The organism is Agarivorans sp. 1_MG-2023, assembly GCF_030548385.1.
Lineage (GTDB): Bacteria > Pseudomonadota > Gammaproteobacteria > Enterobacterales > Celerinatantimonadaceae > Agarivorans.
Map to the genome: position 1 here is coordinate 243,168 of NZ_JAUOSJ010000002.1, position 23,768 is coordinate 266,935.

At 44.8% G+C, this 23,768-nt stretch carries 23 protein-coding genes; 15 read left to right on the forward strand and 8 right to left on the reverse strand.

The features are described 5' to 3' along the window. Positions 1–39: 39 nt before the first annotated feature. Together Q4592_RS03170 and Q4592_RS03175 are read left to right on the forward strand one after the other, a co-directional pair. Complete coding sequence (locus Q4592_RS03170) at positions 40–384, forward strand: YciI family protein (RefSeq protein ID WP_303509670.1); 345 nt, start codon at positions 40–42, stop codon at positions 382–384. After that, positions 381–1,637, forward strand: coding sequence for an RNA polymerase sigma factor (locus tag Q4592_RS03175; RefSeq protein WP_303509672.1), 1,257 nt, complete (start codon positions 381–383; stop codon positions 1,635–1,637). The genes Q4592_RS03170 and Q4592_RS03175 overlap by 4 nt, the downstream gene beginning before the upstream one ends. Here the strand turns inward: Q4592_RS03175 and Q4592_RS03180 are convergent. The 4 genes from Q4592_RS03180 to Q4592_RS03195 are packed head-to-tail and all read right to left on the reverse strand — an operon-like array spanning position 1,634 to position 5,345. After that, entirely contained in the window at positions 1,634–2,995 is a 1,362-nt protein-coding gene (locus Q4592_RS03180; protein WP_303509674.1) for an MFS transporter, read from the reverse strand. The genes Q4592_RS03175 and Q4592_RS03180 overlap by 4 nt on opposite strands. 28 nt (positions 2,996–3,023) lie before the next feature. Further along, positions 3,024–3,602: a peptidylprolyl isomerase gene (locus Q4592_RS03185; protein WP_303509676.1), complete on the reverse strand. Its 579-nt coding sequence runs from the start codon at positions 3,600–3,602 to the stop codon at positions 3,024–3,026. Then, on the reverse strand, positions 3,599–4,180 hold the full coding sequence (locus Q4592_RS03190) for a YajG family lipoprotein (protein WP_303509679.1): 582 nt from the start codon (positions 4,178–4,180) through the stop codon (positions 3,599–3,601). The genes Q4592_RS03185 and Q4592_RS03190 overlap by 4 nt, the downstream gene beginning before the upstream one ends. 22 nt (positions 4,181–4,202) lie before the next feature. Further along, the gene (locus Q4592_RS03195) at positions 4,203–5,345 is read right to left on the reverse strand and encodes a methyltransferase (RefSeq protein ID WP_303509682.1); all 1,143 of its coding nucleotides are present in this window, start codon (positions 5,343–5,345) and stop codon (positions 4,203–4,205) included. A 98-nt stretch (positions 5,346–5,443) separates the two neighbouring features. Between Q4592_RS03195 and Q4592_RS03200 the strand changes: the two genes are divergently transcribed. The 11 genes from Q4592_RS03200 (at position 5,444) to nqrM (ending at position 14,876) form a co-directional block, all read left to right on the forward strand. Beyond that, positions 5,444–6,031 carry an alpha-ketoglutarate-dependent dioxygenase AlkB gene (locus Q4592_RS03200; RefSeq protein ID WP_303509685.1) on the forward strand — a complete coding sequence of 196 codons (588 nt, stop codon included), beginning with the start codon at positions 5,444–5,446 and terminating at the stop codon, positions 6,029–6,031. A 20-nt stretch (positions 6,032–6,051) separates the two neighbouring features. Then, positions 6,052–6,357, forward strand: coding sequence for a BolA family transcriptional regulator (locus Q4592_RS03205; protein ID WP_137672102.1), 306 nt, complete (start codon positions 6,052–6,054; stop codon positions 6,355–6,357). A gap of 46 nt (positions 6,358–6,403) precedes the next feature. Continuing rightward, positions 6,404–7,474, forward strand: coding sequence for a TRAP transporter substrate-binding protein (locus Q4592_RS03210; protein ID WP_303509689.1), 1,071 nt, complete (start codon positions 6,404–6,406; stop codon positions 7,472–7,474). A gap of 298 nt (positions 7,475–7,772) precedes the next feature. Continuing rightward, positions 7,773–9,113 (forward strand): Na(+)-translocating NADH-quinone reductase subunit A, encoded by a 1,341-nt coding sequence (locus Q4592_RS03215; protein ID WP_303509693.1) that lies wholly within the window; start codon positions 7,773–7,775, stop codon positions 9,111–9,113. Between the two features lie 2 nt (positions 9,114–9,115). Next, a complete protein-coding gene (locus Q4592_RS03220; RefSeq protein ID WP_137672099.1) occupies positions 9,116–10,327 on the forward strand; it encodes an NADH:ubiquinone reductase (Na(+)-transporting) subunit B in 1,212 nt (403 codons plus the stop codon). Beyond that, positions 10,317–11,102: a Na(+)-translocating NADH-quinone reductase subunit C gene (locus Q4592_RS03225; RefSeq protein WP_137672098.1), complete on the forward strand. Its 786-nt coding sequence runs from the start codon at positions 10,317–10,319 to the stop codon at positions 11,100–11,102. The genes Q4592_RS03220 and Q4592_RS03225 overlap by 11 nt, the downstream gene beginning before the upstream one ends. After that, positions 11,095–11,727: an NADH:ubiquinone reductase (Na(+)-transporting) subunit D gene (locus Q4592_RS03230; RefSeq protein WP_137672097.1), complete on the forward strand. Its 633-nt coding sequence runs from the start codon at positions 11,095–11,097 to the stop codon at positions 11,725–11,727. Before Q4592_RS03225 ends, Q4592_RS03230 begins: the two co-directional genes overlap by 8 nt. A gap of 4 nt (positions 11,728–11,731) precedes the next feature. Beyond that, a complete protein-coding gene (gene nqrE, locus Q4592_RS03235) occupies positions 11,732–12,340 on the forward strand; it encodes an NADH:ubiquinone reductase (Na(+)-transporting) subunit E (protein WP_303509698.1) in 609 nt (202 codons plus the stop codon). Positions 12,341–12,371: 31 nt separating this feature from the next. Then, complete coding sequence (gene nqrF, locus Q4592_RS03240) at positions 12,372–13,595, forward strand: NADH:ubiquinone reductase (Na(+)-transporting) subunit F (RefSeq protein ID WP_137672095.1); 1,224 nt, start codon at positions 12,372–12,374, stop codon at positions 13,593–13,595. Between the two features lie 3 nt (positions 13,596–13,598). Then, the gene (locus Q4592_RS03245; protein WP_303509701.1) at positions 13,599–14,624 is read left to right on the forward strand and encodes an FAD:protein FMN transferase; all 1,026 of its coding nucleotides are present in this window, start codon (positions 13,599–13,601) and stop codon (positions 14,622–14,624) included. Positions 14,625–14,639: 15 nt separating this feature from the next. Continuing rightward, positions 14,640–14,876, forward strand: a complete 237-nt coding sequence (gene nqrM / locus Q4592_RS03250; protein ID WP_303509704.1) for a (Na+)-NQR maturation NqrM — start codon at positions 14,640–14,642, stop codon at positions 14,874–14,876. Positions 14,877–14,916: 40 nt separating this feature from the next. Here the strand turns inward: nqrM and Q4592_RS03255 are convergent, their stop codons facing one another. The 3 genes from Q4592_RS03255 to ggt all read right to left on the reverse strand — a co-directional run bounded on the left by Q4592_RS03255 (position 14,917) and on the right by ggt (position 19,809). Beyond that, a complete protein-coding gene (locus tag Q4592_RS03255) occupies positions 14,917–15,459 on the reverse strand; it encodes a DUF1566 domain-containing protein (protein WP_303509706.1) in 543 nt (180 codons plus the stop codon). A 22-nt stretch (positions 15,460–15,481) separates the two neighbouring features. Then, on the reverse strand, positions 15,482–17,965 hold the full coding sequence (locus Q4592_RS03260) for a DUF1566 domain-containing protein (RefSeq protein WP_303509708.1): 2,484 nt from the start codon (positions 17,963–17,965) through the stop codon (positions 15,482–15,484). 104 nt (positions 17,966–18,069) lie between these two features. Further along, a complete protein-coding gene (gene ggt / locus Q4592_RS03265; RefSeq protein ID WP_303509711.1) occupies positions 18,070–19,809 on the reverse strand; it encodes a gamma-glutamyltransferase in 1,740 nt (579 codons plus the stop codon). 361 nt (positions 19,810–20,170) lie between these two features. Here ggt and Q4592_RS03270 point away from each other — a divergent pair, with 361 nt between their 5' ends. Beyond that, positions 20,171–20,431 (forward strand): hypothetical protein, encoded by a 261-nt coding sequence (locus Q4592_RS03270; RefSeq protein ID WP_137672089.1) that lies wholly within the window; start codon positions 20,171–20,173, stop codon positions 20,429–20,431. A 150-nt stretch (positions 20,432–20,581) separates the two neighbouring features. Here Q4592_RS03270 and Q4592_RS03275 read toward each other — a convergent pair whose 3' ends face one another. After that, the gene (locus tag Q4592_RS03275) at positions 20,582–21,805 is read right to left on the reverse strand and encodes a threonine/serine exporter ThrE family protein (protein WP_303509714.1); all 1,224 of its coding nucleotides are present in this window, start codon (positions 21,803–21,805) and stop codon (positions 20,582–20,584) included. Between the two features lie 226 nt (positions 21,806–22,031). Between Q4592_RS03275 and Q4592_RS03280 the strand changes: the two genes are divergently transcribed. Beyond that, on the forward strand, positions 22,032–23,747 hold the full coding sequence (locus tag Q4592_RS03280) for an NAD-dependent malic enzyme (protein ID WP_137672088.1): 1,716 nt from the start codon (positions 22,032–22,034) through the stop codon (positions 23,745–23,747). Positions 23,748–23,768: the final 21 nt, after the last annotated feature.

Here is a 23,768-nt window from a genome sequence, read left to right on the forward strand (position 1 = left end):
TTTGTTCCACTGGCTCAATTAGCATCAAGGAGAGTAACGATGAGCAATAAACAATATATGTGTCTGCTGCGCAGTGACAATGCCGAGGGTTGTGAAAAGCCGTCACCTTCAGATATGGAAGTGATGTATGCCAAGTACCAAGCTTGGCAAACTAAATTTGCCGATAATATTGTTGATATGGGAAGTAAGCTAGGCAGCGAAGGGGCGGTAGTGCGTCACGACAGTGTAAAAGATGGTCCTTTTATAGAGCTTAAAGAAGTGATTGGCGGCTATATGTTGATTAGTGCGGCTAATAAGGAAGCCGCGATTGCGGTAATACAAGCCAGCCCAATGGTGGAAAGCAGCAGTGTGAGTATTGAAATTAGAGAAATAAACGCACTGTGAAAATAGATGCTCATGTAGAGCATCTATTTCGCCACGAGTATGGGCAGCTCGTGGCGTTATTAGTGCGACGATTAGGTATGCAGCATCTAGATATGGCTAATGATGCGGTGCAATGGGCGATGGCCCAAGCCTTGGAACACTGGCCAAAAACCAAGCCTCCAACTAAGCCTTCAGCTTGGTTATATCAGGTGGCTTATCGGCATGCATTGTCTGAGATTCAAGGCAATCAACTTAAGCTACAAAAACTAACTAGCTTACATGAGCAGTTAGATCATCAATCAACCCCTCCCGAAGACACGCCCTTAAGTGGAGAGTTAAATGATGCGTTGCTGCGGATGCTGTTTATCAGCTGTGATGAGGATTTAGCGCTTGAATCGCAGTTGGTTTTCACTTTAAAAAGCTTGTGTGGTTTTAGCATTGAAGAAATTGCCTACCGCTTGTTTATTAGTGAGGCAAATACCTATAAACGCTATAGCCGAGCCAAGCACTACTTACAGGCTCAGGAAATAGAGCTTGATGGTGTTGACGTTTCTACCATGGCGAGCCGTTTACCTGCTGTGCACCGAGTGATTTATTTGATGTTTACTGAGGGGTATTTGTCATCACATAAGGATTTAGCCATTCGCCATGATTTATGTGAAGAGGCGATTCGCTTAGGCCAAGCCCTAGCGAAAAGTACAATCGGTAGCAGCCCTGAAACTGACGCGTTATTGGCGTTAATGCTACTTAACTTTTCGCGGATTCAGGCTAGGCAAAACGCTCAAGGCTTGGTGTTATTGCAAGAGCAAAATCGCACGCTGTGGGACCAACAAAAAATCCGCCAAGGCTTAGCTTACTTGCAACGTTCTGCGAGTGGTGAGAGTTTGTCTCGGTATCATGTGGAGGCGGGGATTGCAGCAGAACATTGTTTAGCGCCGAGTTACCAGCAAACCGATTGGCAAAAAATAGTGCTGGGCTATCAATTGCTTGAGCAAATAGCCCCTTCACCCTTTCATATTCTTAATCGAGCGATAGCTATAGCGGAGTGGCTAGGCGCAGCCGAAGGTTTACGGGTACTTAATACGGCTAATTTCCCTGTTTGGCTAGAGCGTTCCTATCACTGGTTTGCTGTATTGGCAGACTTACAATATCGCTGCGGCGAAATAGTCCAAGCCACTAACAACGCGGAGTTAGCTTTGGCGCAAGCCCCCACCGAAAACATTAAACAACTGTTGCTGAAACGCTTGTCTGCCTATAGCACTAACGGTGACTAAGTGTTGTTTTTACTGTTTTGGTTGTGCTGCAGTATTTTTGTGAAATAGCCGCGTAAGCTTATTAGCATTAATAAGCTTGGGATCACCATCACCGCGGTTAAAATAAAGAACAGCGGCCACGAATCAAGGAAGTCCGCCAAGCTGCCGCTAAACGAGGCGAGAGTGGTGCGGCCTAAGTTTCCTAAGCTTGCTAGCAAGGCATACTGAGTGGCCGAAAAGGCTTGCCCAGTTAATACGGTTAAGAACGATACAAAAGCTACGGTAGCAAAGGCGCTGGTAAAGTTGTCCACGATAATGGTGGCTAGAAACAGCTGTTCGTCTGGCCCTACCGAGGCTATCCAAGCAAACATTAAGTTGCTGGCCGACATAGCTATCCCGCCTAAAATCAACCCTCTAATAATGCCAAAACGAACATTAAAGGCGCTGCCGACGAGGGTAAATACCACCGTTGCACCCCAGCCAATTAGTTTTGAATAGTGGCCAATTTGGTCGTTACTAAAACCCACTTCGCGGTAAAAAGTAATCGACATGCGGCCTAAAAAGGCTTCGCCAATCTTAAATAGAAATACAAATAGCAGCAGAGTGATCGCTACTCTTACGCCATTTCGGCGGAAAAAGTCTAAGAAGGGTTCGGCTACGGTAACGGTAAGCCACGCAACCAAGGGGGATTTTGTGCCAAGGTATTGGGCGTGGCGCAGTTCGGCTTGTTGTTGCAGGGCATCACGGTTAGTGGTGGGCTCTTTTACTAACACCGTAAATAACATTAACAAAGCAACAATAAAGCACATGCCAAGGTATACGCCGTTCCAACCAATTTGGTCTGCGTTCACAAAGGCTAAATAGCCAGGCAGTGAATAACCAGTCCACCAACCAATCACCGCCATAGCCGAGGCTTGCGGTAAGCGATGTGAGTCACTGCTTGAAAAACTGTCGATGCGGTAAGCATCAATGGCGATATCTTGGGTAGATGACGCAGTGGCAATACACAGCGCTAACATCGAGGTGAACATTAGGCTTTTAGCGGGATCAAATTGAGCGATGCCAAAGGTACATAGCAACACAATACTTTGGCAGAGAAAAATCCAACTGCGACGCTGACCTAGCCAGTTATGCAAGATAGGCAGTTTGACCCTATCAACCAAAGGTGCCCATAAAAAGTTAATGGCATAAACGGTAAATACAGAGCCAAAAAAGCCAATCGCTGAGCGAGAAAGGCCGGCATCGGTTAGCCAGCCCGACATGTTTGAGCCAATAAGCACCCACGGGAATCCGCTGGCGCAACCGAGCATAAATACCCAAAGCAATCTCTTATCTAAGTAAGAGCGTAAGGTTTGTGACCAATTTAGCGATGAGTTCATGTAATGCTCAGTTGAGGTTAAGGCTTACTTAAGGTTGCGCTTCGCCAACCACGATTACATCTTCAATAATCACTTTTTCTACTGGCACATTGCGCATGCCTGGAATAGGGCCGGTTTTGGTCGGCTTGTTTACAATGCTATCTACCACGTCCATGCCTGAAGTGATTTCGGCAAACACTGTGTAACCAAACTTGTTTGGGCTGCCGTCTAGGTAGGCATTGTCGATAACGTTAATGAAAAACTGGCGACTGGCGCTGTGTGGGTCGTTGGTTCGAGCCATTGCTACTGTGCCGCGTTTATTGCTAAGGCCAGTTTTAGATTCGTTTTCAACAGGGCGGTAGCTGTCTACTTTTTCATAGTTGATTGAGAAACCACCTGCCTGTGCCATAAAGCCAGGAATAGTGCGGTGAAATAAGGTGCCTTTATAGCTGCCGTCTTCTACGTAACGCATAAAGTTAGTGACGGTTTTGGGGGCAGCTTCAGGCTTAAGTTCCATCTCAAACTCACCTTGATTGGTGATGAACTTTAAGGTTTGAGCTGCAGCGGGTAGGCTAAGTGCGGCAAAGGCTAAAGCAAAAAGGCTAGTGCGAAAAATTCCCAAGGTCATAGTTGATACTCCAATACTTCAATAAGTTGCGGGTCGCTGGCGATTTGTGTCAATAATTCTGAAAGTTGTTGGCTCATGGCGTCGGCTTGTTTATTTACATTTACCGAAAACGCCCCCTCGTTGGTGTGGGTTGAGCGAAATTGTTTAGCTAAGGTCTTATGCGGCGTGTCTACCGTGACCTTAATTCGCATAGTAGAGGTAGCGGCGTGTTTTACACTGCTTTCTTCTACCTTACTGGCAAGCTCAAGCAGCTCAATGGTAATTAAGTTTGGCGAATCGGGCACAAAACCCACACCTTGCTGCTGCCAAGAGGTTGATAGTTGTTGCTCAATGCTTTGGCGCAAGTTACTGCCGCTGGCAATTAACTGAGCCTGCTCTTCACCGTCTTGATGAATGCTGATTAAAAAGCGGTTGCTGCGTAGATCCTGCGATTTTATTGCCGCTATGATCGAATGCTGAGCGACCGAATCGAGATTTACCGTGGGTTGTAACTGTACTTGCTGAGGCTGGCTGCTACAGGCACTAAGGCCTAATACACCGCCTAACAGCAGGGCGGGCAACAAAAACGGGCTTTTCAAGTTGTTCACCTTAATGGGTTGATTAACGCTTAGTGCTGCTCAGAATAACAAATTTGTTATTGCTCGCCAGTAACTTATAACCACCAAAGTAAGATTTTAATAGTGGGTGATAACCTAAGTGTCTATTTGCCACCACAATTAGCTTGCCGCCAGCGCGTAAACAGCGCTTGGCGTCTTTGAACATTTGCTGAGCGATGTGGCTAGAAATGGTGTTTTGTTGATGAAAGGGTGGGTTACATAATACTAAATCAGCGCTTTCATCTGCTTGATGCTGCAGTGCATTATCGTGATTAAAGCTACAGCGAGTCAGGTGTTCTGGTTGGTTTAGCGCCACATTGTTTTTGGCAGAAGCCAGCGCCATCGCTGATTCATCACAAAAGCTAACTCGGGCATTGGGGTATAGGCTTAAAGCATGTAAACCCAATAAACCATTGCCGCAGCCCAAATCAATCACCGATTCAAATTCACCTTGAGGGAAATTTTCTAATAGAAAGCGCGTGCCAATATCGAATTTCCCAAAGCAAAACACATTGGCGTGATCATTTAACTGCCATTTGTATTCAGCAATGTTCCAAGCTTTAGGGTAAAGCGCTGCAGACTCTGCCCCTGCATAATGGCCAAACAACAAACGAGCTTTCTTTTTGGCCAGTGAGGTCGTCACACTGCCAATGTGCTTCTCAAATAAGCCAAATACCGATTTAGGCAAACCTTTTACCATAGCACCACATGCCAACTGCGAATCGTTACTCAAGCTTTGTTGTAAGCCAATCAGCTGGTGCTCTAAGTAATTTAGGCTTTTGGGTAAACGCATTAGTACCAGTTCAGCCTTTGGCATGGTGTCGGTGCTAGAGAGCAGGGTTAAACGCTGACTCGCATCTAGCGCGTTTACCTGTAGATTTTGTGCAAGTGCTTGTTGCGCAATGAATGAGTCACTTATCCAACTAATGTGGCTATTAGTAAAATTGGGGTGAGCCAGTAAGGCACACGCTAGGGCTCCAAATTCATCATTAATGATTAAGATATGTTGTGGAATAGTTGAAAGCTCAGCGGCGAATTCAATCAGAAGTTCGTCAGCCGCATTCCATGCTCGCAAGTCGCTAGCCGCGTCTTTGGGGTAACGTGATAAGCTCAAACTGAGCGAGTTTATTTGCAAATCTTGACTCATATTGGATTTGTAACGTGCAGGCCTTGAATAGTGGCAGCAGTGTAACTAAGTTGAGGGCTAAACTAAAGCAACACCCTTATGGATGTAGGTTGTAATAAGTGCTGTTCGCAGAAGATATCGCCACCAAAGAAATTGTCCATCACCGGCAATGGTTAAACTCTGAGGCCAGCGCCTTAGCATACCAACACATCTTGCATAAATTACCTTGGCAGCAGCATCAGATTAAAATATTTGGCAAAACCTGCCTCGAACCCCGTTTATCTCTGTGGATTGGCGACGCCAACACGGCTTATCGTTACTCCGGAGAGTGGCGAGCACCTACTCCTTGGCCAAGTTTTTTAATGCCTATAAAGTTGGCGGTGCAGCACAAATGCCAGCAACAGTTTAATAGTGTTTTGCTTAACTATTATCGAGACGGCCATGATTATATGGGCTGGCATAGTGATAATGAAAAACAGTTGGGCGAACGCCCGGTTATTGCGTCACTAAGCTTGGGTGAGCCAAGACGGTTTTTGTTCCGTAATAAAGTTGAGAACCGTAAACATGAGTACCTGTTAGAAAGTGGTGATTTACTCATTATGAATGGTTTATGCCAGCAGCAATGGCAACATAGCTTGCCCAAAGCACTAAGAGTGAAACAGCCAAGGATCAATTTAACGTTTCGATATACAATGCCTTTGAGTTAAACCAAATACAGGGACTATTAATGCGCGTTGAAACACTGATTACCGACAAATTGCAGCAACACTTTTCGCCTAGCTACCTAGAGGTGGTAAACGAAAGCAATATGCACAACGTACCTGCAGGTTCAGAGAGCCATTTTAAAGTCACTATTGTTAGCACCGAATTTGAAGGTAAACGCTTATTGCAACGACATCGAGCGGTAAACCAGTTATTAGCAAATGAATTACAAAATGATATTCATGCCTTGGCTATGCACACTTATACGCCGAGCCAATGGGCGGAACAGCAAAATGCTCCAGCTTCGCCAAAATGCCGCGGCGGAAGCTAAGGCTTAGTAGATTGACCTCATTGCTGCATCAAATAAGGAATGTTTAATGCGGATAGTAATAAAAGTGCTTGTGCTAACTTGGCTGTTAGTTGGCTGTATTGATCAGCAGGGAGCTGATCCTCAGCAGCAAAAAGCCGAGTACAGTTGGACCTTAATCACCTCCTGGCCTAAGCATTTACCCGGTTTAGGTTCCGCTCCCGACCGCTTCGCAGAAGAAGTAAAAGCCATGAGCAATGGCCGCTTAGACATCAAAGTATATGGTGCCGGAGAGTTATACCCAGCACTGGATGTATTTAAAGTTGTGTCTGCGGGGGATGCTGAAATGGGCCATAGCGCGGCCTATTATTGGCAGAATGAGTTGCCGGCAGCGGTATTTTTTAGTTCAGTGCCTTTTGGTATGAGCGCTAAAGAACTTAATGCTTGGTTGTATTTAGGTGGTGGCTTAGCGCTTTGGCAGGAGCTTTATGCCCCGCATAACTTAATTCCCTTTCCTGGTGGTAATACCGACGCACAAATGGGCGGCTGGTATAACAAAAAAGTCACTTCGATTAACGATTTTAAGCAACTCAAAATGCGCATCCCTGGTTTAGGCGGGAAAGTACTCGAATTAGCGGGGGGCTTGCCCACTAATCTTCCCGCAGGAGAACTGTATACCGCACTACAATCTGGTGAACTTGACGCCGTTGAATGGGTTGGGCCATATAACGACTTGGCATTTGGCTTTCATAAAGTGGCTAAATATTATTATTACCCTGGTTGGCATGAGCCAAGTACCACCTTAGAGTTTGTGGTTAATCAAGACGCTTTTGCCGCCTTGCCTGTTGATTTACAGAGAATAATTGAAAACGCCACGAAAGTGGTTAATCAAGAAACCCTCAATGAATATGTGGTCTACAATATAGAAGCATTAAATGTGCTGGCCAACGAGCACGGAGTGGAAGTTGTTGCTTTTCCCGATGACGTGCTCGCTTTATTAAAAGACTACAGCGTTGAGGTGATCCAACAGTTAGCTCAGCAGGATCGTTTTTTTGAAAAGGTTCTCAATAGTTATCAACGATTCCAATTTGGGGTGCTTAAGTACAATCAAGTGGAATTGGATCCTACAACCTTAGAATAAGCTATAAATACTCGATTTTTCAGAATTGGGTGATTTGTCAGCAATTTGAGCTTTGCTTGGTGCTTGCTTGACTTGTTTTACAAGTTTGTTAACAAACCGCTAACACTTAAGTCGAATAGGTTAGATTTTTGGCCTTTTTCTTTGGAGAAATAGGATTAATTGGTGCTAGAATACTCGCGATTTCTGTGGCTTGTTAGTTAAATGTCTAAGACTTGTTAGCTTAACTACCTCATTTGGAGTACTAAAGTTACATGGAAATCATCGCTCGTCTTCCAACCCAACACATGTGTAAGAGAGTATGATTACAATAAAAAAAGGATTGGATCTGCCTATTAAAGGCGGTCCCAAACAGCAAATAGTAGACGCGTCTATTGTTACCAGAGTTGCTGTACTCGGAGAAGATTATGTAGGCATGCGCCCTACAATGAAAGTTCGAGTGGGTGATGTGGTAAGCCAAGGTCAGACGTTGTTCGAAGACAAAAAGAACCCCGGCGTTGTATTTACTGCACCTTGTGCTGGCGTTGTTCAAGAAGTTAACCGTGGCGCCCAACGTGTGTTGCAGTCTGTTGTTATTGAAAAACAAGCAGGCGATAGCATCGATTTTGGTGCTCTCAGCGATGCCGAAATCGATAGCGCAGAACGCGCAACGATTGTTGACAAGTTAGTAAAATCTGGCCAATGGGCCGGTTTTAGAACGCGTCCATATAGCAAAGTACCCGCAGTAGACTCAGAACCTTCTGCTATCTTTGTTACCGCCATCGACACTAACCCTCTCGCGGCCGACCCTAAAGTGGTTATTGACCAAGACCAAAGTGCTTATTTAACAGGCTTACGTGTTTTGTCTCGATTAACTTCTGGTGAAGTATTTGTATGTAAGGGAAGCGAAAGCTTGCCTCAATCAGATGCGGCTCGTGTACAAGAGCATGTGTTTGCTGGGCCTCACCCAGCCGGCTTACCTGGAACGCACATTCATAGCTTAAAACCTGCCAGTGCTCAGCGCACGGTATGGTCGATTGCTTACCAAGAAGTCATCGCCTTAGGCCACTTAATTGCAAGCGGTAAAATTTACAACCAGCGTGTAGTGTCTTTAGCTGGACCCGTTGTAAAAGAGCCTCGCTTAATTCGCACCGAGTTAGGTGCTGATATTGATCAATTGATCGATGGTGAATTGGTAGACGGCGAGCACCGCGTTATTTCCGGTACCGTATTAATGGGCAACCATGCTTCGGGTCCGCACGCATTTATTGGCCGTTACCATCAGCAAGTCGTCGCGCTTGAAGAAGGCTACGAAAAAGAATTTATGGGTTGGGCTGTTCCAGGCACGAACAAGTTCTCATTAGCGAGATTGTTTGTATCGGGTTTAAACAAGAGCAAGTTGTTCTCGTTAACCACCACTACCGGTGGTAGTTCACGAGCGATGGTGCCAATTGGTCAGTATGAACGAGTAATGCCTTTGGATATTCTTCCTACATTATTGCTTCGTGATTTATTGTCAAACGATACCGACAGTGCTCAACAACTAGGCTGTTTAGAGCTAGATGAAGAAGATTTAGCGCTATGTACCTTTGTCTGTCCAGGCAAATACGAGTACGGCAGCGTACTTCGTGATTGTTTGACCAAGATTGAGAAGGAAGGTTAAGCATGAGTCTTAAGCAATATATTGAAAAAATTGAACCTCAGTTCATGCCGGGTGGCAAACACGAGAAATGGTTTGCGCTTTACGAAGCCACGGCTACTTTCTTGTACTCTCCTGGTTTAGTGACGAAGAAAAACACCCACGTACGTGATGCGATTGATTTAAAGCGCATCATGATTTTTGTTTGGGTTGCCTTAATGCCTGCCATGTTCTTTGGTATGTACAATGCGGGTATTCAAGCAAACGACGCAATTATCGCCGGTTACGCAGTACCTAACGATTGGCATGGTGCTTTGATAGCAATGCTAGGCGTTCCTACAGGGGCTGACGCTGGCTGGATATCGTCAATGATTTACGGTGCGATTTTCTTCCTACCTATTTACCTAACGGCATTTGCTGTGGGTGGATTTTGGGAAGTATTGTTCGCCTCGGTTCGTGGCCATGAAGTTAACGAAGGTTTCTTTGTTACTTCTATTTTGTTTGCGCTCACTCTGCCCGCCACTATGCCTTTATGGCAAGTTGCACTAGGTATTACCTTTGGTGTGGTTGTCGCGAAAGAAGTCTTTGGCGGAACCGGTAAAAACTTCTTAAACCCAGCGCTAGCTGGCCGAGCATTTTTATTCTTTGCTTATCCAACGGCTATCTCAGGTGATGCTGTATGGACAGCGGTAGACGGTTACTCTGGTGCTACAGCGCTAAGTGTAGTGGCCGCAGAAGGCATGCAAGGTCTAGTCGCTCAAGGTATTACTTGGAGCGATGCATTCTTTGGATTCATCCAAGGATCTAGCGGTGAAACCTCAACCTTCTTGCTAGCGCTAGGCGGTTTGTTCCTTATCTTTACCCGTATCGCGTCTTGGCGCATTGTTGCTGGTGTAATGGTAGGCATGGTCGCAACCAGCTTACTGTTGAACGCAGTAGGTTCAGATAGCAACATGATGTTCCAACTGCCGCCTCATTGGCACCTTGTATTAGGTGGCTTTGCGCTAGGTATGTTCTTTATGGCTACTGACCCAGTATCTGCGTCATTTACCAATAAAGGTAAGTGGTGGTACGGCGGTTTAATTGGTTTGATGGTGGTGTTAATTCGTGTAGTTAACCCAGCATTCCCAGAAGGCATGATGTTGGCCATTTTGTTTGCTAATTTGTTTGCGCCAATTTTTGACTACTTTGTAGTTCAAGCCAATATCAAACGGAGGCTTGCTCGCGATGGCCAGTAATGATTCCTTAGCCAAAACCATACAGGTTGTTGTTGGCGTAAGTTTAGTGTGTTCAATTGTGGTATCGCTCGCAGCCGTTGGCTTGCGTGGCATGCAACAGCAGAATGCAGTTGAAGATAAACAAAAGAACATTTTAGCGGTGTCTGGCATTGAGCTAGCAGGGCGCAAGGTGGCGGATGTTTACGCTGAGGCGATTGAACCTCGTGTGATTGATTTGGCCACCGGTGAGTTTGTTGCCGAAGACCAAGTTAACCCGCAAACCTTTGAACAGCGTAAATCTGCAAAAGATCCTGAAACCAGTATTCGCTTATCAGGTGATGAAGATATTGCCGGCATTGTACGCCGCTCTAATCTAGCCAGTGTTTACTTGGTTAAAAATGACCAAGGCGATATTTCACGGGTTATCTTGCCAGTTCATGGCCGCGGCCTTTGGTCAACCATGTACGCATTTTTGGCGATTCAACCAGATGGTAATACCGTTGATGCGATTGTTTACTACGACCAAGGTGAAACTCCTGGTCTAGGTGGAGAAGTTGCTAACCCATTGTGGCAGGCTAAGTTTGTTGGTAAGAAACTGTTTGATGACAATGGCGATACTGCAATCTCTGTTATCAAAGGTATTGCTCCTGCAGATTCACCTTCTGAGGTAGACGGTTTATCGGGTGCGACCTTAACCAGTAATGGCGTAGATAACACCTTCAAGTTTTGGTTAAGTGATAAAGGCTTCGGTAAGTTCCTTGCCAAGTTGCAACAGGGAGACCTAAACAATGGCTGATGCTAAGGAAACCAAAAAGGTTCTATTTGGACCGGTTTTTGCGAATAACCCTATTGCCTTGCAGGTACTGGGTGTATGTTCTGCGCTAGCGGTAACCAGTAAGTTAGAAACTGCATTTGTAATGACCCTTGCTGTAATTGTTGTTACGGCATTCTCTAACTTGTTTATTTCTATGATTCGTAACCACATTCCTAGCAGTGTGCGAATCATCGTTCAAATGGCAATTATTGCTTCACTAGTGATTGTGGTAGACCAAGTGTTAAAAGCTGTGGTATACGACATTTCTAAGCAGCTCTCGGTATTTGTTGGTTTGATTATTACCAACTGTATTGTAATGGGCCGCGCAGAAGCCTTCGCGATGAAAGAGCCACCGTTCAAATCGTTTTTAGACGGTATCGGTAACGGCTTGGGCTACGGTGCAATTTTAATGTCAGTAGGTGCAGTTCGTGAACTATTTGGTTCTGGCTCTCTATTTGGTATCGAGATTATGCCGCTGATTAATAATGGCGGTTGGTATCAACCAAACGGTCTATTGTTATTGCCAGCCTCTGCATTCTTCATCATTGGCTTGTTGATTTGGGCATTGCGTACCGCATACCCAGCGCAAGTAGAGCCGAAGGAGTAATCGAGTGGAACATTATATTAGTCTCTTAGTTCGCTCTATTTTCATTGAAAATATGGCTTTGGCTTTCTTGCTAGGTATGTGTACCTTCCTAGCGGTTTCTAAGAAAGTTAAAACTGCATTCGGCTTAGGTGTTGCGGTAATTGTGGTATTAGGTATTTCAGTACCTGTTAACCAACTTATTTACTTCAACTTACTGGCTCCAGGCGCTTTAGACTGGGCGGGTTTACCTAACGCTGATTTAAGCTTTTTAGGTTTCATTACCTTTATTGGTGTTATTGCAGCCTTAGTTCAAATACTAGAAATGGTATTAGACAAATACTTCCCTGCCTTGTACCAAGCCTTGGGTATCTTCCTACCGTTGATTACCGTTAACTGTGCCATCTTTGGTGGTGTATCGTTCATGGTGCAACGTGAGTACAACCTTGGTGAGTCTTTGGTTTACGGTATTGGTAGCGGTATTGGTTGGATGTTAGCCATTGTGGCACTAGCCGGTATTCGTGAAAAAATGAAGTATTCAGACGTGCCAGACGGCTTACGTGGTTTAGGTATTACCTTTATCACTGTGGGTTTAATGGCGATGGCGTTTATGTCGTTCTCTGGCGTTCAGCTGTAAGACGGCCAATAACTACAAGGAAAATTAGTCGATGGAAATTATTCTCGGCGTAACCATGTTTACCTTGCTCGTCTTGGCTTTAGTAACAATCATTTTGTTTGCTAAGTCTAAGCTGGTAAGTTCTGGTGACATTCAAATTTTAATTAATGATGATCCCGCTAAGGCGATTACTACCCAAGCCGGTAGCAAGTTGCTGGGCGTACTAGGTAATTCGGGTATCTTCGTTTCTTCTGCATGTGGTGGTGGTGGCTCTTGTGGTCAGTGTCATGTACACATTCACGAAGGTGGCGGTGATATTCTTCCTACTGAATTAGATCATATCAGCAAGCGCGACGCGGCCACTGGCCTACGTTTAGCTTGTCAGGTAAATGTTAAGCAAGACATGAAGATCTCTTTACCTGAAGAAATCTTTGGTGTGAAAAAATGGGATTGTGAAGTTATCTCTAACGATAACAAAGCAACCTTTATTAAAGAGCTTAAGTTACAAATTCCTGATGGCGAATCGGTACCGTTTCGTGCCGGTGGCTATATTCAAATTGAAGCGCCTGCTCACCATGTTAAATTCTCTGATTTTGACGTGGAAGAACAATACCGTGGCGACTGGGAACACTTTGGCTTCTTTAACTTAGAGTCAAAAGTAGACGATGAAACCATTCGTGCTTATTCAATGGCTAACTACCCTGAAGAAGCTGGCATCATTATGTTGAACGTGCGTATTGCTACGCCTCCGCCAAATAACATGAGCCTACCTTGCGGTAAGATGTCTTCGTACATCTTTAACCTTAAAGCAGGTGATAAGGTCACTATTTCTGGTCCATTTGGTGAGTTCTTCGCTAAAGAAACTGAATCAGAAATGGTATTCATTGGTGGTGGTGCTGGTATGGCGCCAATGCGTTCACATATCTTCGACCAACTTAAGCGTTTAAGCTCGAAGCGTAAAATTAGCTTCTGGTATGGCGCACGCTCACGCCGAGAAATTTTCTATGAAGAAGATTTTGATATGCTGGCGCGCGAAAATGAAAACTTTGAGTGGCACGTTGCCTTATCAGATCCACAGCCTGGTGATGATTGGGACGGCAAAACAGGATTCATTCATAACGTATTGTTTGAAAACTACCTACGTGACCATGATGCACCAGAAGACTGTGAATACTACATGTGTGGTCCTCCAGTAATGAATGCAGCCGTTATTAACATGCTTAAAGATTTAGGTGTGGAAGACGAAAACATTCTACTTGATGATTTTGGTGGCTAAACAGTGAGTTTAGTGAAGCATTATTGGCTAGTCCTAGTAGGACTAGCCTTTTTTATTAGCGGCTGTAGTGAGCAAAACAGTTTGTATACTCTGCAAATTGAAGGGCGCACTATGGGTACCTATTACCAAATAAAATTGGCCGAGCCTAAAGCAAACTTGCCAAATGGTGAGGCATTACAAACCAAGATTGACACCGTGCTGCAGCAAGTGAATCAAGAGATGTCTACCTACATATCTGATTCGGAGTTATCGCGGTTTAATCAACATAGCGCGAATAATGCAATCAGCATTTCTGACAATCTAGCACTGGTTATTGAGGCCTCATTACAGCTCTCAGAAGACTCTAAGGGCGCGTTTGATATTACTGTAGGCCCATTAGTTAACTTGTGGGGTTTTGGTCCTGAGGGACGCCCAGAGCAACGACCTACTGAACAAGAGTTAGCGCTAACTAAAGCAAAAATTGGTTATCAGCATCTAAGCTTAAGCAGTGGTAAATTGTCTAAAGACTTACCAGAGCTATATGTTGATTTATCAGCCATAGCAAAAGGCCACGGCGTTGATCGTGTGGCTGATTTGTTAGAAGCTGAAGGGTTGAATAACTACATGGTTGATATTGGTGGAGAGCTGCGTCTAAAAGGTCATAACGATAAAAATCATGGTTGGCGTATAGCGGTTGAAAAACCCTTAGCTGAACAGCGAGCGGTGCAGAAAATTATTGAGCCGGGTGACAACGGTTTGGCAACCTCTGGGGATTATCGAAATTATTTCGAACAAGACGGGGTCAGATACTCACATACCATTAATCCCAATACCGGAATGCCTATCGCAAACCATATTGTATCGGTGAGTGTAATTACGCCAACCAGCATGATGGCCGATGCTTACGCGACTGCGTTCACAGTAATGGGGGTAGAAGCTGCGATGAGTTTTGCAGAAAATCATCAGCTAGCGGTGTATATTATCGAGAAGCAAGGGGACGAGTTTGCAGAGCACATTAGCTCGGCGTTTGTCCCGTTTGTCGTCCAATAACATTAAGGAGTCGTAATGGCTTATTTTTTAGTGACGTTTGTTTTTTTCATAGTGGTGATTTCTGCTATGGCTGTGGGCTACATTTTTCAGAAGAAAACCATTAGCGGAAGCTGTGGGGGGATTGCTTCTTTAGGCATTGAAAAAGTCTGTGATTGCCCAGAACCCTGTGACAAGCGCAAAGCTAAAATGGCCTTAGTTGAGCAAAAGAAACAAGCTCGCCAAGCGATGTTAGACGAACACCGTATTATCTAATTGTTAAGCGCCTTAGGGCGCTTTTCTCATCCGTTTCAGTTTATATTCCCCCTCTTACTAACCGTACGCTGTGGGTGTTATCTTTAGCGTCAACTCCAAACTGCCCATCCGAGAAGCCAATTAACCAAGCTTTGCTTCCATCGTTACTATCTGGGGTTGATGTCCAATAGTCATCCGTTACACCATTTACCGAAGAAAAAAAGTTTTCATTAATCGCCGGAAGGTAGCAACTTCTTTCAATAAGGTAATTTAACTCCTTTATGTTTGGTAGGCGCCAGTCGTTGTAACCCGCTAATGAAGAGTCTCGCGCGTTTTCTACAGCTTGTTGCCAGTTTCTTTCTTCAGCTATGCCATTACAGGTGGTGCCATCCCAGGTTCTGCCAATGGTACATCGTGCCCACATAAGATGAGTACTAAGGTCAGACACGGTTTGGTCGCTGTTGTCTTGAAAACGGCTATCTGGTGTAGTGACAAGCAAAGAAGGGTTACAAGTAGCAGCAATTGATGATGTAGATATAAGGCTAAAAAGTGCCAATACCACCACTCTTCCGCTGACTAACACTCTTGAACTGTGTCTATTCATGCTTTGTGTATTAGTCGAATGTTTATGGCAAATCATGAATTAACCTCACGGGCAACTGAGAAGACTTTAAGCCAAAGGGAACATCAATAACCGACAAATCAAAGTTAACTCGCCATGCGCCAATGTCAGCAGCTGCGATTGTGTCTGAGCTCCAATGCCAAGTGTTATTGGTGTTTGGGAAATAGTTACTGTCTATGGCGAAGGTGATCTTGCTGTAATCAAGTAGAGATTGAAGCTCTAGAAGGTTTGGCACGCGCCAATTGTTCAAACCGCATAAGGTTAATGCGTTGATACTTGCCGTAAATCCTTCGGTGTCACAGGCGTCCGCGTCCGGGCAACTGCCACCATCCGCTGTACCTATATTACCTCCATTGCGGGTGCCATTGTTGTCTAACCAGCTGTATGTGTTATTTGAGTCTTGTAAGCCGCCATCGTTTGTTTTTACTTCCCAGATAACCTGAGTGGTTGTATCCAGTACACAAGACCACTCTGTTGCGCTAGCGTCTAAAGGTTGGCCTTGGCTATCCAATTTAATAAAGCTAAATCCCAGCCTTCCATCGTTATTACTAGCGAAGTTAAGGTCTCTTCCATCTTGGCCGTCTTGTGGGGTGGGAATGACGTCTCCGTTTAAATCTATTCCAAGGGTACAATCTAGCTCGTTGTGATGTAGACCACTGCTACCAAAGGCATAGTCACCGCATTGGTTAATACCAGTATCATTTATCGCAGCAAGGTTTGCATCATTCGGTGCTATCGCAATACTGAGTTCCTCTGTAGCGATTTTCCCGCCTTCATCGGTCACTGTTAGTTCTACCGTTAGTACTTGTGAATTAGCCACATTGGGGGCAGTAAATTGAACTTGCTCAAAGCTACTATCAATAAATGAAAGGTTAATGCCTGTGTTGTCTATTTGGCGCCACAGGTATTGTAAGGTGTCGGTTTCCGTATCGTTTGATTGACTGCCATCCAGTAAAACTAAATCGGTTCCATTAGTCAGAAGTGGGGCAGAGATCTTGGCATTGGGCGGTAAGTTGTCATTGATCGTTATCGTTACGCTATCGCTGGTGCTAGAAGTTTCGTTATCGGTTACTGTCAATTCAAATTGCAAGATGCTAGTGCTAATCACTTCAGGGGCCAAAAAATAAGCATTTGCGGTATTTGCATCTTGTAGATTGACTATAGGGCCTGAAGTTTGCTGCCAAATATAGCCACTAATTGACCCATCGCTATCGCTAGCTATAGCGCTTAAGTTCACCGTCGTTTGTTCATCAACAGTTTGGTCAAGGTTTGCACTAATAATCGGTGGGAGATTTATTTTCTCAAACCAAGGTTCTGTTTGTAAGGCAAGGGCTGGATCATTAGGCTGGCTGAGGAAATCAAGCACTTGAGTTATCCATGTTTGAATGTTTTCCCCTTGGCTTCCCATTGCTGTGCGAATAACATCGAGTCGTAAATTGCTACTATCGTTGCTGAGAAAAGGGTCAGGGCTAATTTCACCTATCAGATCTTCAATGGTGTTTATCCATTGATCTTGTTGGCTCAAGTCTTGAAGGCTATTTCTAGCGGCATAACTAAGCACCAAGCTAGAGATAGGAGTCACGTTACATTGGCTGCGGGTATCAAATGTACATGCGCCATTCATTAAACCTAAAAAACTTTGGTTATTTAACATGCCACCGCTAACGTCAAGCCTAAAGTTACTGCTACTGTTGTCTAATAAAAACTGAAAATTACCGTTGTCATCAGTGTGAGTTTGCGCCAATGGCAAGCCACTTTGCCAGTCCTTAAGCGTTACCACTGCTTGCGCCAGCGGCTCATCAATAACGCGCCCTTTTAAGGCGGGAAAAGCATTGAGTTGAATAATACTGCTGGTGCTAGCTTGTTCCGAGTCTGTTGCGCTTAGCTCGAATTGATAGGTCTGCGCAGTGCTTAAAGTAGGAATTTGGATATTCAGTTGTAGCTGGGTTGGATCTGAAATAGTTAATGGAGTTTGATTGTCTAGAAGTATTTGGCGCCACTGAATATCGAGAGTGTGATTGTCGGCATCGGTGACTAAAGGATTGATGAGAACACTCTGCTGCTCCGCTACCGCCATCTCGCTTGCTAACTCAATGGTAGGCGCTTGATTAATGTTAAGCACCGTTACGACAAGGCTATCGGAGTATTGCTTGCCTGCTTGGCTGCGGGCTGTAAAGGCAAAAGTCAGCACTTGCTTTGCGTTAACTGATGGAGCATTAAAGCGCAGTATCGAGGCTTGAGTACTGTCTAATTCAACGTCAATCCCCGACAGCTGATGCCACGCCATCTCCGATAGCTGGTTAAAATCATCTTGTACTTCAGCGGTAACCAGTACCGGCAGGTTTTCGTTAACCTGAAAATCTGGGCCTGCACTAACAAGTATCCTATTCGTTTGGGAAACATTTGTAGAGTCATCATGATTACAAGCGCTTAATACCAAGCAAGCCAAAAGCATTATTAAACAGCTAAATACTTTTTCTCTTATCATTAATTCCCCTTTAAATAGCAAGTCTTTATCAGGCTATAATCACTTAATAAAGCATAGGCTTGATTAAGTATTCTGCTAAGCAAAGGGGGCTATTAATGATTAGGTCAATCCCCTTTAGCAATCCCTTCTCGTCTTGGATCCGCTGCGCCTACTAGCTTGTCTGGGTAAATTCTTATGCCTTGTAAACCCGAAGTCATGTCTTTTATTTTGGTTTTGTATCCCAAATCTTCAAGGGCTTGCTGTTGCAAGGCTGCACTGGTATTTGCTTCGAGATCATAAGTACCGAAACGGTTATTTAAATGGGGCTGTTCAATAGCTTGTTGTAAGCTCATGCCCCAGCTTAAATGGCCTATTAAGGTTTTTGCTACGTAGCCAATTATGCTGCTGCCGCCAGGAGAACCTATGGCAATAATTGGCTGCTGGTTTTCCATTACAATTGTAGGCGCCATTGATGAGCGAGGGCGTTTGCCTGGTTCAACGCGATTGGCGACCATTTGCCCGTCTTTTTCGCCAACAAAAGAGAAGTCAGTAAGCTGATTATTCAACAAAAAGCCATTTACCATTATTCGTGATCCAAATGCATTCTCAACGCTACTGGTCATCGACAGCACATTGCCTTGGGCATCAACAATACTAATGTGGGTGGTAGAAGGTAGTTCTATGCTGTGATCCTTAGCACGGGCAGTAGTGGTTGCTACTTGGCCGGGGCTAACACTTTTAAGGGCTTTTTCGCGCTTAAGGAGATCAGCGCGAGACTTAATATAATCGCTGCTGAGTAAGCCTTTAAGGGGGACATCTACAAAGTCTCCATCGGCTAAATATTTGCCGCGGTCAGCAAAGGCGAGGCGAGAGGCATCTCCCAATATTCGCCAGCTATGGATATTGTTTGGTCCCCACTTATCTATAGGGTAGTGGGCAGCGATACCTAATATTTGCCCAACAGTGCTAGCACCGGAGCTTGGTGGCCCCATACCACACACCGAATATTGGTGATAAGGAGCGCATAGGGCGGGGCGCTCTTTCACCTCATAAGCGCTTAAATCGGCCAGGCTTAAACGGCCATTCTTATCATTGAGTTGAGTCACCGCAGCAATCATTGCCTCGGCAGTTGTACCTTGATAAAAGCCAGCGGCACCTTGTTTAGCGACCAGTGTTAAAGTCTTAGCGTAATCAGGATTTTTCAGTAAGTGGCCTTCTGGAAGGGGAGTGGCTGAGTCATCAAAAAAGTAGCGGCGGCTTTCCGAAAAACGGCCAAGGCGTAGCTGGTCACCTGCAATAAGTTTGGCTAAACGCGGGCTAACGCGAAAGCCTTCATTGGCTAGGCCGATAGCGGGTTGAAACAGATCTCCCCAAGTGGTTTTTCCATAGCGCTTATGTAATGTTTCGAACAGCGCTACCACGCCAGGGGTACCCACCGAACGGCCTCCTACCACAGCATCATAAAACTGTAAGGGCTTGCCTGAATCATCTAAAAACAATGAAGAATCCGCAGCTAAGGGGGCGGTTTCACGGGCGTCAAAGCTAGTAAGTTGGCTTTTTTCTGCATCAAAGTACACCACAAATGCGCCACCTCCTATACCAGATGACTGCGGTTCAACTAAACCCAATACGCTTTGCACCGCTATCATTGCGTCAACCGCATTGCCGCCTGCTTTTAGCACTTCGTAACCGGCTTCAACCGCTAAGGGATTCGCAGCAGACACCATAAACTTAGTGGCAACGACTTGTTTTTTGTGGGCAATGTCACTGGCTTGTTCTGGGGCAAAGCTATCGGCGGTTTGGCTTTGGGCAAGGCTGTTAGCGCTAATCACTAATGCCACGCTTAGTAGGCTACGAGCAAACATGTTGGCTTCCTTTCTATTAGGTTTATCTAGCCAGTGTAGCAGCTGAAAAACTTCTCGCCATATCTCGCTTATCTTATTGATAATTTGTGATTTTTACTGGTTATTTGATGATTTTAAAAGAAAGGTGATGGGTATTTGAGACAGGCTTGAGCGGCGCTATTAGCCACTTGTGGAATATCCCTTGGTATTACTGTCGGGCATTGGCGACAGTCATGGTCGGGTGATCTGCTAATTTATTAGTTAACTGTTTGTTTTTAATGGTTTTTTAAAAGTTGGCTTAGGCTTTGCTAATACCCTAGTGCTCAACCGCTAGTTTAATCGCGGTCTTTTTGTGAAATTGATGTTTAACAAGGAGTTTCTTATGAACTTAAAGTATAGCTTTCCAATGTTAGCCTTATTTGTAGCCAGCTTTGCTTCTGCAAATAGTGAAGTGTTCAAAGACTTGGATACTAACCAAGATATGGTTGTAAGCCAAGAAGAAGCGGCCGAGTTGCCAATTCTTAGCCAAGTATGGACAGAGTTAGATACCGATCAAGACGGTGTACTTAGTCAAGCTGAGTTCATCAACCTCGAAATCTCGGTTCAACCAGAAGACCTAGAGAACAGTGAGGTGGCTGAGTAGCTAATCCTTAGTTTTCGTGAACCGATCCAATTTTAGGATGCAGTCGAGATCCGATATTTCTGCCTTTTGGTCTAGTTTACAGCAGTTCTAAATCCTCGATGTTTTTCCAGCGCTTAAGTCTGTGCTAGCTTAAGCGCTTTTTTTTGCCTGTTATAAAGAACTACGCTGCGGCACCGCTACATTCGCAAATAAAATACCTGCAACAATCGACATGAAAATCAAAAAGGTTTGTGAGCCAATATTGGGAATGCTTACCATTGATTCTCCCAACACCATTGAATTCAAACTAATGTAGGCTTTGCTGCCTGGAACCAGTAATACAATGCCTTGAAGCAATACCACTGAGGCAGGCGACTTGGTGAATTTAGCGAATAGGTTGGCGTACACTCCCACCACAAACGCGCCAATAAACGGCCCTAAAGCTTCGCCTAAATAAGCACTACCCGCAAAGGCGGCAGAATAAGCAATAATTCCCGATAATATTCCCCATGGAATATCCTTTGGTCTTACCTTAAACACCACGCTTAAGCCCAAAGATAGCAAAAATACCCCAAGCCATTTAATCCACCAGGTGCTCACTTCCATTACATGTAGGTCAACCTGCCCCCAAATTAACGCGCCAAAGGCCATGCCTAATACTGCGCCAAAATAGAGTTTAAACAGCACCATTACACCGTCCATCACTCGCGCTGTGCCGGCAATTAATTCACGCGCAGCCAGTTCACTTAAGCCCAAGGTGAGGGACAAGCCGGGCACAAAAATGATGATAGAAGAAAGGATTAAAATGGGGATGTTTATATCGGGCACTATTTGGCTTATGGCCACGGCCATAAAAGCACACAATAATGCTGCCACTGGCTCTAACGCTTCGTGTACGCCGCGTGAGTGCTCGGCGCGATGGGCTAGATAAAAAGAGATCCCACTCAGTAAACTAGACCAGATAATGGTATTCCAAGTGGCCGCCATTAACATGGCAAATGCACCACCGGTTATCGCAAAGGCTAACAACATGGTCCAAGGCGTATGCATTGGCGCTTGTTTGGCGAGTGTGTTTAGTTGGGTTATGGCCTCACTTAAACTCACTTCTTGAGCGGTCACCTTCTCCACGAGTTGATTGGTGCGCGCTAGCATGCCTAAGTCAATTTCACCTGGTTTTACGCGCATTACATAGTTGTATTCTTGAGTATCGTCGGGTGCCCATAGAACAAAGGTAAGTGAAGTAGGCGTGACTAAAAAATAGCCATCTAAGCCCATGGTTTCGGCAACGTTACGCAAGTGAGACTCCATACGAAAAGCTGGCGTGCCGTATTTATGTAAGGCTTTGCCAAGTTTGATAATGAAATCGCGTTTTACTTCAAAGGATGATTGTTTCAATGTGGGACGTTATTCAATGTGGTAGATGCTTAATTGTATCCCACAGAGTGAGTTTTGGTGTAGTGGCCAGCAGATAAAAAGCCACTGTAATAACTTAGAACCAATGGGTTTAGCTACTGACAGAGAAATTTACCTGATTTTTTAATGAAATAGCGTACAGATTCGGCGTGATCATTTATCATTTAGGATTAGATTAAATTTATTACGCGCTGTCTCGGAGGACGCCATGGCTATTGGCAAATATTTACGTTGGAAAGATGAAAACGGCAACGAGTTTCGTCCGGTTTCTATTTCTGGTAACGCATTGCTTAACGATCGCACGTTAAACAAAAGTTCTGCATTTACATATGAAGAGCGTGAAGCCTTTAATTTGGCTGGCTTGTTACCACCAAAACCACAAACCTTCGAAGATCAGCTAAAGCGCGTATACCAAGGTTTTCTTAGTGCTTGTAGTGATATTGAGCAATACCAATACTTGCGCGCTTTACAAGACCGCAACGAGACCTTGTTTTACGCATTGGTATCTCGTCATATTGAAGAAATGGCGCCAATTATTTACACGCCTACAGTAGGTAAAGCCTGTCAGGAATTTAGCCACCGCTACCAAAAAGACCGTGGTCTTTATATTACCGCAGAAAACGTCGATCAAATGGGCGATATGGCGCGTCATTTTGCGGGTAAAGACATAAAAATTATTGTGGTTACCGACAGCCAAGGCATTTTGGGCTTAGGTGATTTAGGCATTGGTGGTATGGGCATTCCTATTGGTAAATTGTCGCTATACACCTTGGGTGCAGGGATCCACCCAGCGCGTTGCTTGCCGATTGCATTAGATGTAGGTACTGATAACCAAGATTTGCTTGATGACCCAATGTATCTTGGCTTGCCTAAAAAGCGCATGCGTGGACAAGAGTACCAAGAGTTTATTGAGAAGTTTGTGGCACAAACTAAACTGCACTTCCCAGAAGCGGTATTACAGTGGGAAGACTTTAGTAAATCTAACGCCTTCGATAACTTATCTAAGTATGAAGACGAGTTACCGTCGTTTAATGATGATATTCAAGGTACAGGCTCGGTCGTATTAGCCGGTGTAATTGGTGCCACTAAAATTAAAGGCGAAACCCTAGGCGAGCAAGTGTACGCAGTATACGGCGCTGGCGCTGGTGGCGTTGGCGTAGCCGATCAAATCTTTGCTGGCTTGCTAAAAGAAGGCATTAATCATCAAGAAGCACGCGACCGGATCTTTATTCTCGATTCACGCGGTGTGGTATTTGATAATCGCCCAGACTTAGACGAATACAAAAAACGTTACGCAAAACCGTTCGAGTTAGCCCAAAACTGGTCACTTGCCGAAGAGGGTAAAGCCAGCTTAAGCGAGCTTATCGACAATACGCCCGTTACTGTGCTGTTAGGTTGTAGTGGTGTAGGTGGCGCATTTAAAGAAAGCCATGTGAAAAAGATGTTGGAATACACCGAGCGCCCAATGGTGTTCCCACTATCTAACCCTACCGACAACTGCGAAGCCTTGCCTGAAGATGTTTACCAGTGGACTAATGGCCAAGCCATTGTTGCCACCGGCAGCCCGTTTGACGACGTAGACTACAACGGTAAGCAATACCGTATTGGCCAAGGTAATAATGTGTTCATTTTCCCTGCGGTTGGTTTGGCTACAATTGTGGCGGGTGTGAGTAAAATCACCATGGAAATGTTCACTACTGCGTCTTTTGCTTTAGCTGAATATGTTTCGCAAGAAGATCTAGACAGCGGCTGTGTATTCCCAAGAATGCGCGAGTTAAAAGATGTTTCTGGTTTTGTGGCCAAGGCCATTTTGAAGCAAATTCAAGAAACCGATCCACAGGGTTGTTTGAGTGGTAAAGACATCGACCAAGAAATCGCCCAGCATATGTGGGAACCTATTTATCTGCCGTATCGCAGAGTATAGAGCTCAACATTGTTGATAAAA

Excerpts from the sequence above, each read along its gene's own strand:
- Q4592_RS03170 (WP_303509670.1), top strand. The coding sequence starts at position 40 with ATGAGCAATAAACAATATATGTGTCTGCTGCGCAGTGACAATGCCGAG.
- Q4592_RS03180 (WP_303509674.1), bottom strand. The coding sequence starts at position 2,995 with ATGAACTCATCGCTAAATTGGTCACAAACCTTACGCTCTTACTTAGAT.
- Q4592_RS03185 (WP_303509676.1), bottom strand. The coding sequence starts at position 3,602 with ATGACCTTGGGAATTTTTCGCACTAGCCTTTTTGCTTTAGCCTTTGCC.
- Q4592_RS03195 (WP_303509682.1), bottom strand. The coding sequence starts at position 5,345 with ATGAGTCAAGATTTGCAAATAAACTCGCTCAGTTTGAGCTTATCACGT.
- Q4592_RS03205 (WP_137672102.1), top strand. The coding sequence starts at position 6,052 with ATGCGCGTTGAAACACTGATTACCGACAAATTGCAGCAACACTTTTCG.
- Q4592_RS03210 (WP_303509689.1), top strand. The coding sequence starts at position 6,404 with ATGCGGATAGTAATAAAAGTGCTTGTGCTAACTTGGCTGTTAGTTGGC.
- Q4592_RS03215 (WP_303509693.1), top strand. The coding sequence starts at position 7,773 with ATGATTACAATAAAAAAAGGATTGGATCTGCCTATTAAAGGCGGTCCC.
- Q4592_RS03220 (WP_137672099.1), top strand. The coding sequence starts at position 9,116 with ATGAGTCTTAAGCAATATATTGAAAAAATTGAACCTCAGTTCATGCCG.
- Q4592_RS03225 (WP_137672098.1), top strand. The coding sequence starts at position 10,317 with ATGGCCAGTAATGATTCCTTAGCCAAAACCATACAGGTTGTTGTTGGC.
- Q4592_RS03230 (WP_137672097.1), top strand. The coding sequence starts at position 11,095 with ATGGCTGATGCTAAGGAAACCAAAAAGGTTCTATTTGGACCGGTTTTT.
- nqrF (WP_137672095.1), top strand. The coding sequence starts at position 12,372 with ATGGAAATTATTCTCGGCGTAACCATGTTTACCTTGCTCGTCTTGGCT.
- nqrM (WP_303509704.1), top strand. The coding sequence starts at position 14,640 with ATGGCTTATTTTTTAGTGACGTTTGTTTTTTTCATAGTGGTGATTTCT.
- Q4592_RS03255 (WP_303509706.1), bottom strand. The coding sequence starts at position 15,459 with ATGAATAGACACAGTTCAAGAGTGTTAGTCAGCGGAAGAGTGGTGGTA.
- Q4592_RS03260 (WP_303509708.1), bottom strand. The coding sequence starts at position 17,965 with ATGATAAGAGAAAAAGTATTTAGCTGTTTAATAATGCTTTTGGCTTGC.
- ggt (WP_303509711.1), bottom strand. The coding sequence starts at position 19,809 with ATGTTTGCTCGTAGCCTACTAAGCGTGGCATTAGTGATTAGCGCTAAC.
- Q4592_RS03270 (WP_137672089.1), top strand. The coding sequence starts at position 20,171 with ATGAACTTAAAGTATAGCTTTCCAATGTTAGCCTTATTTGTAGCCAGC.
- Q4592_RS03280 (WP_137672088.1), top strand. The coding sequence starts at position 22,032 with ATGGCTATTGGCAAATATTTACGTTGGAAAGATGAAAACGGCAACGAG.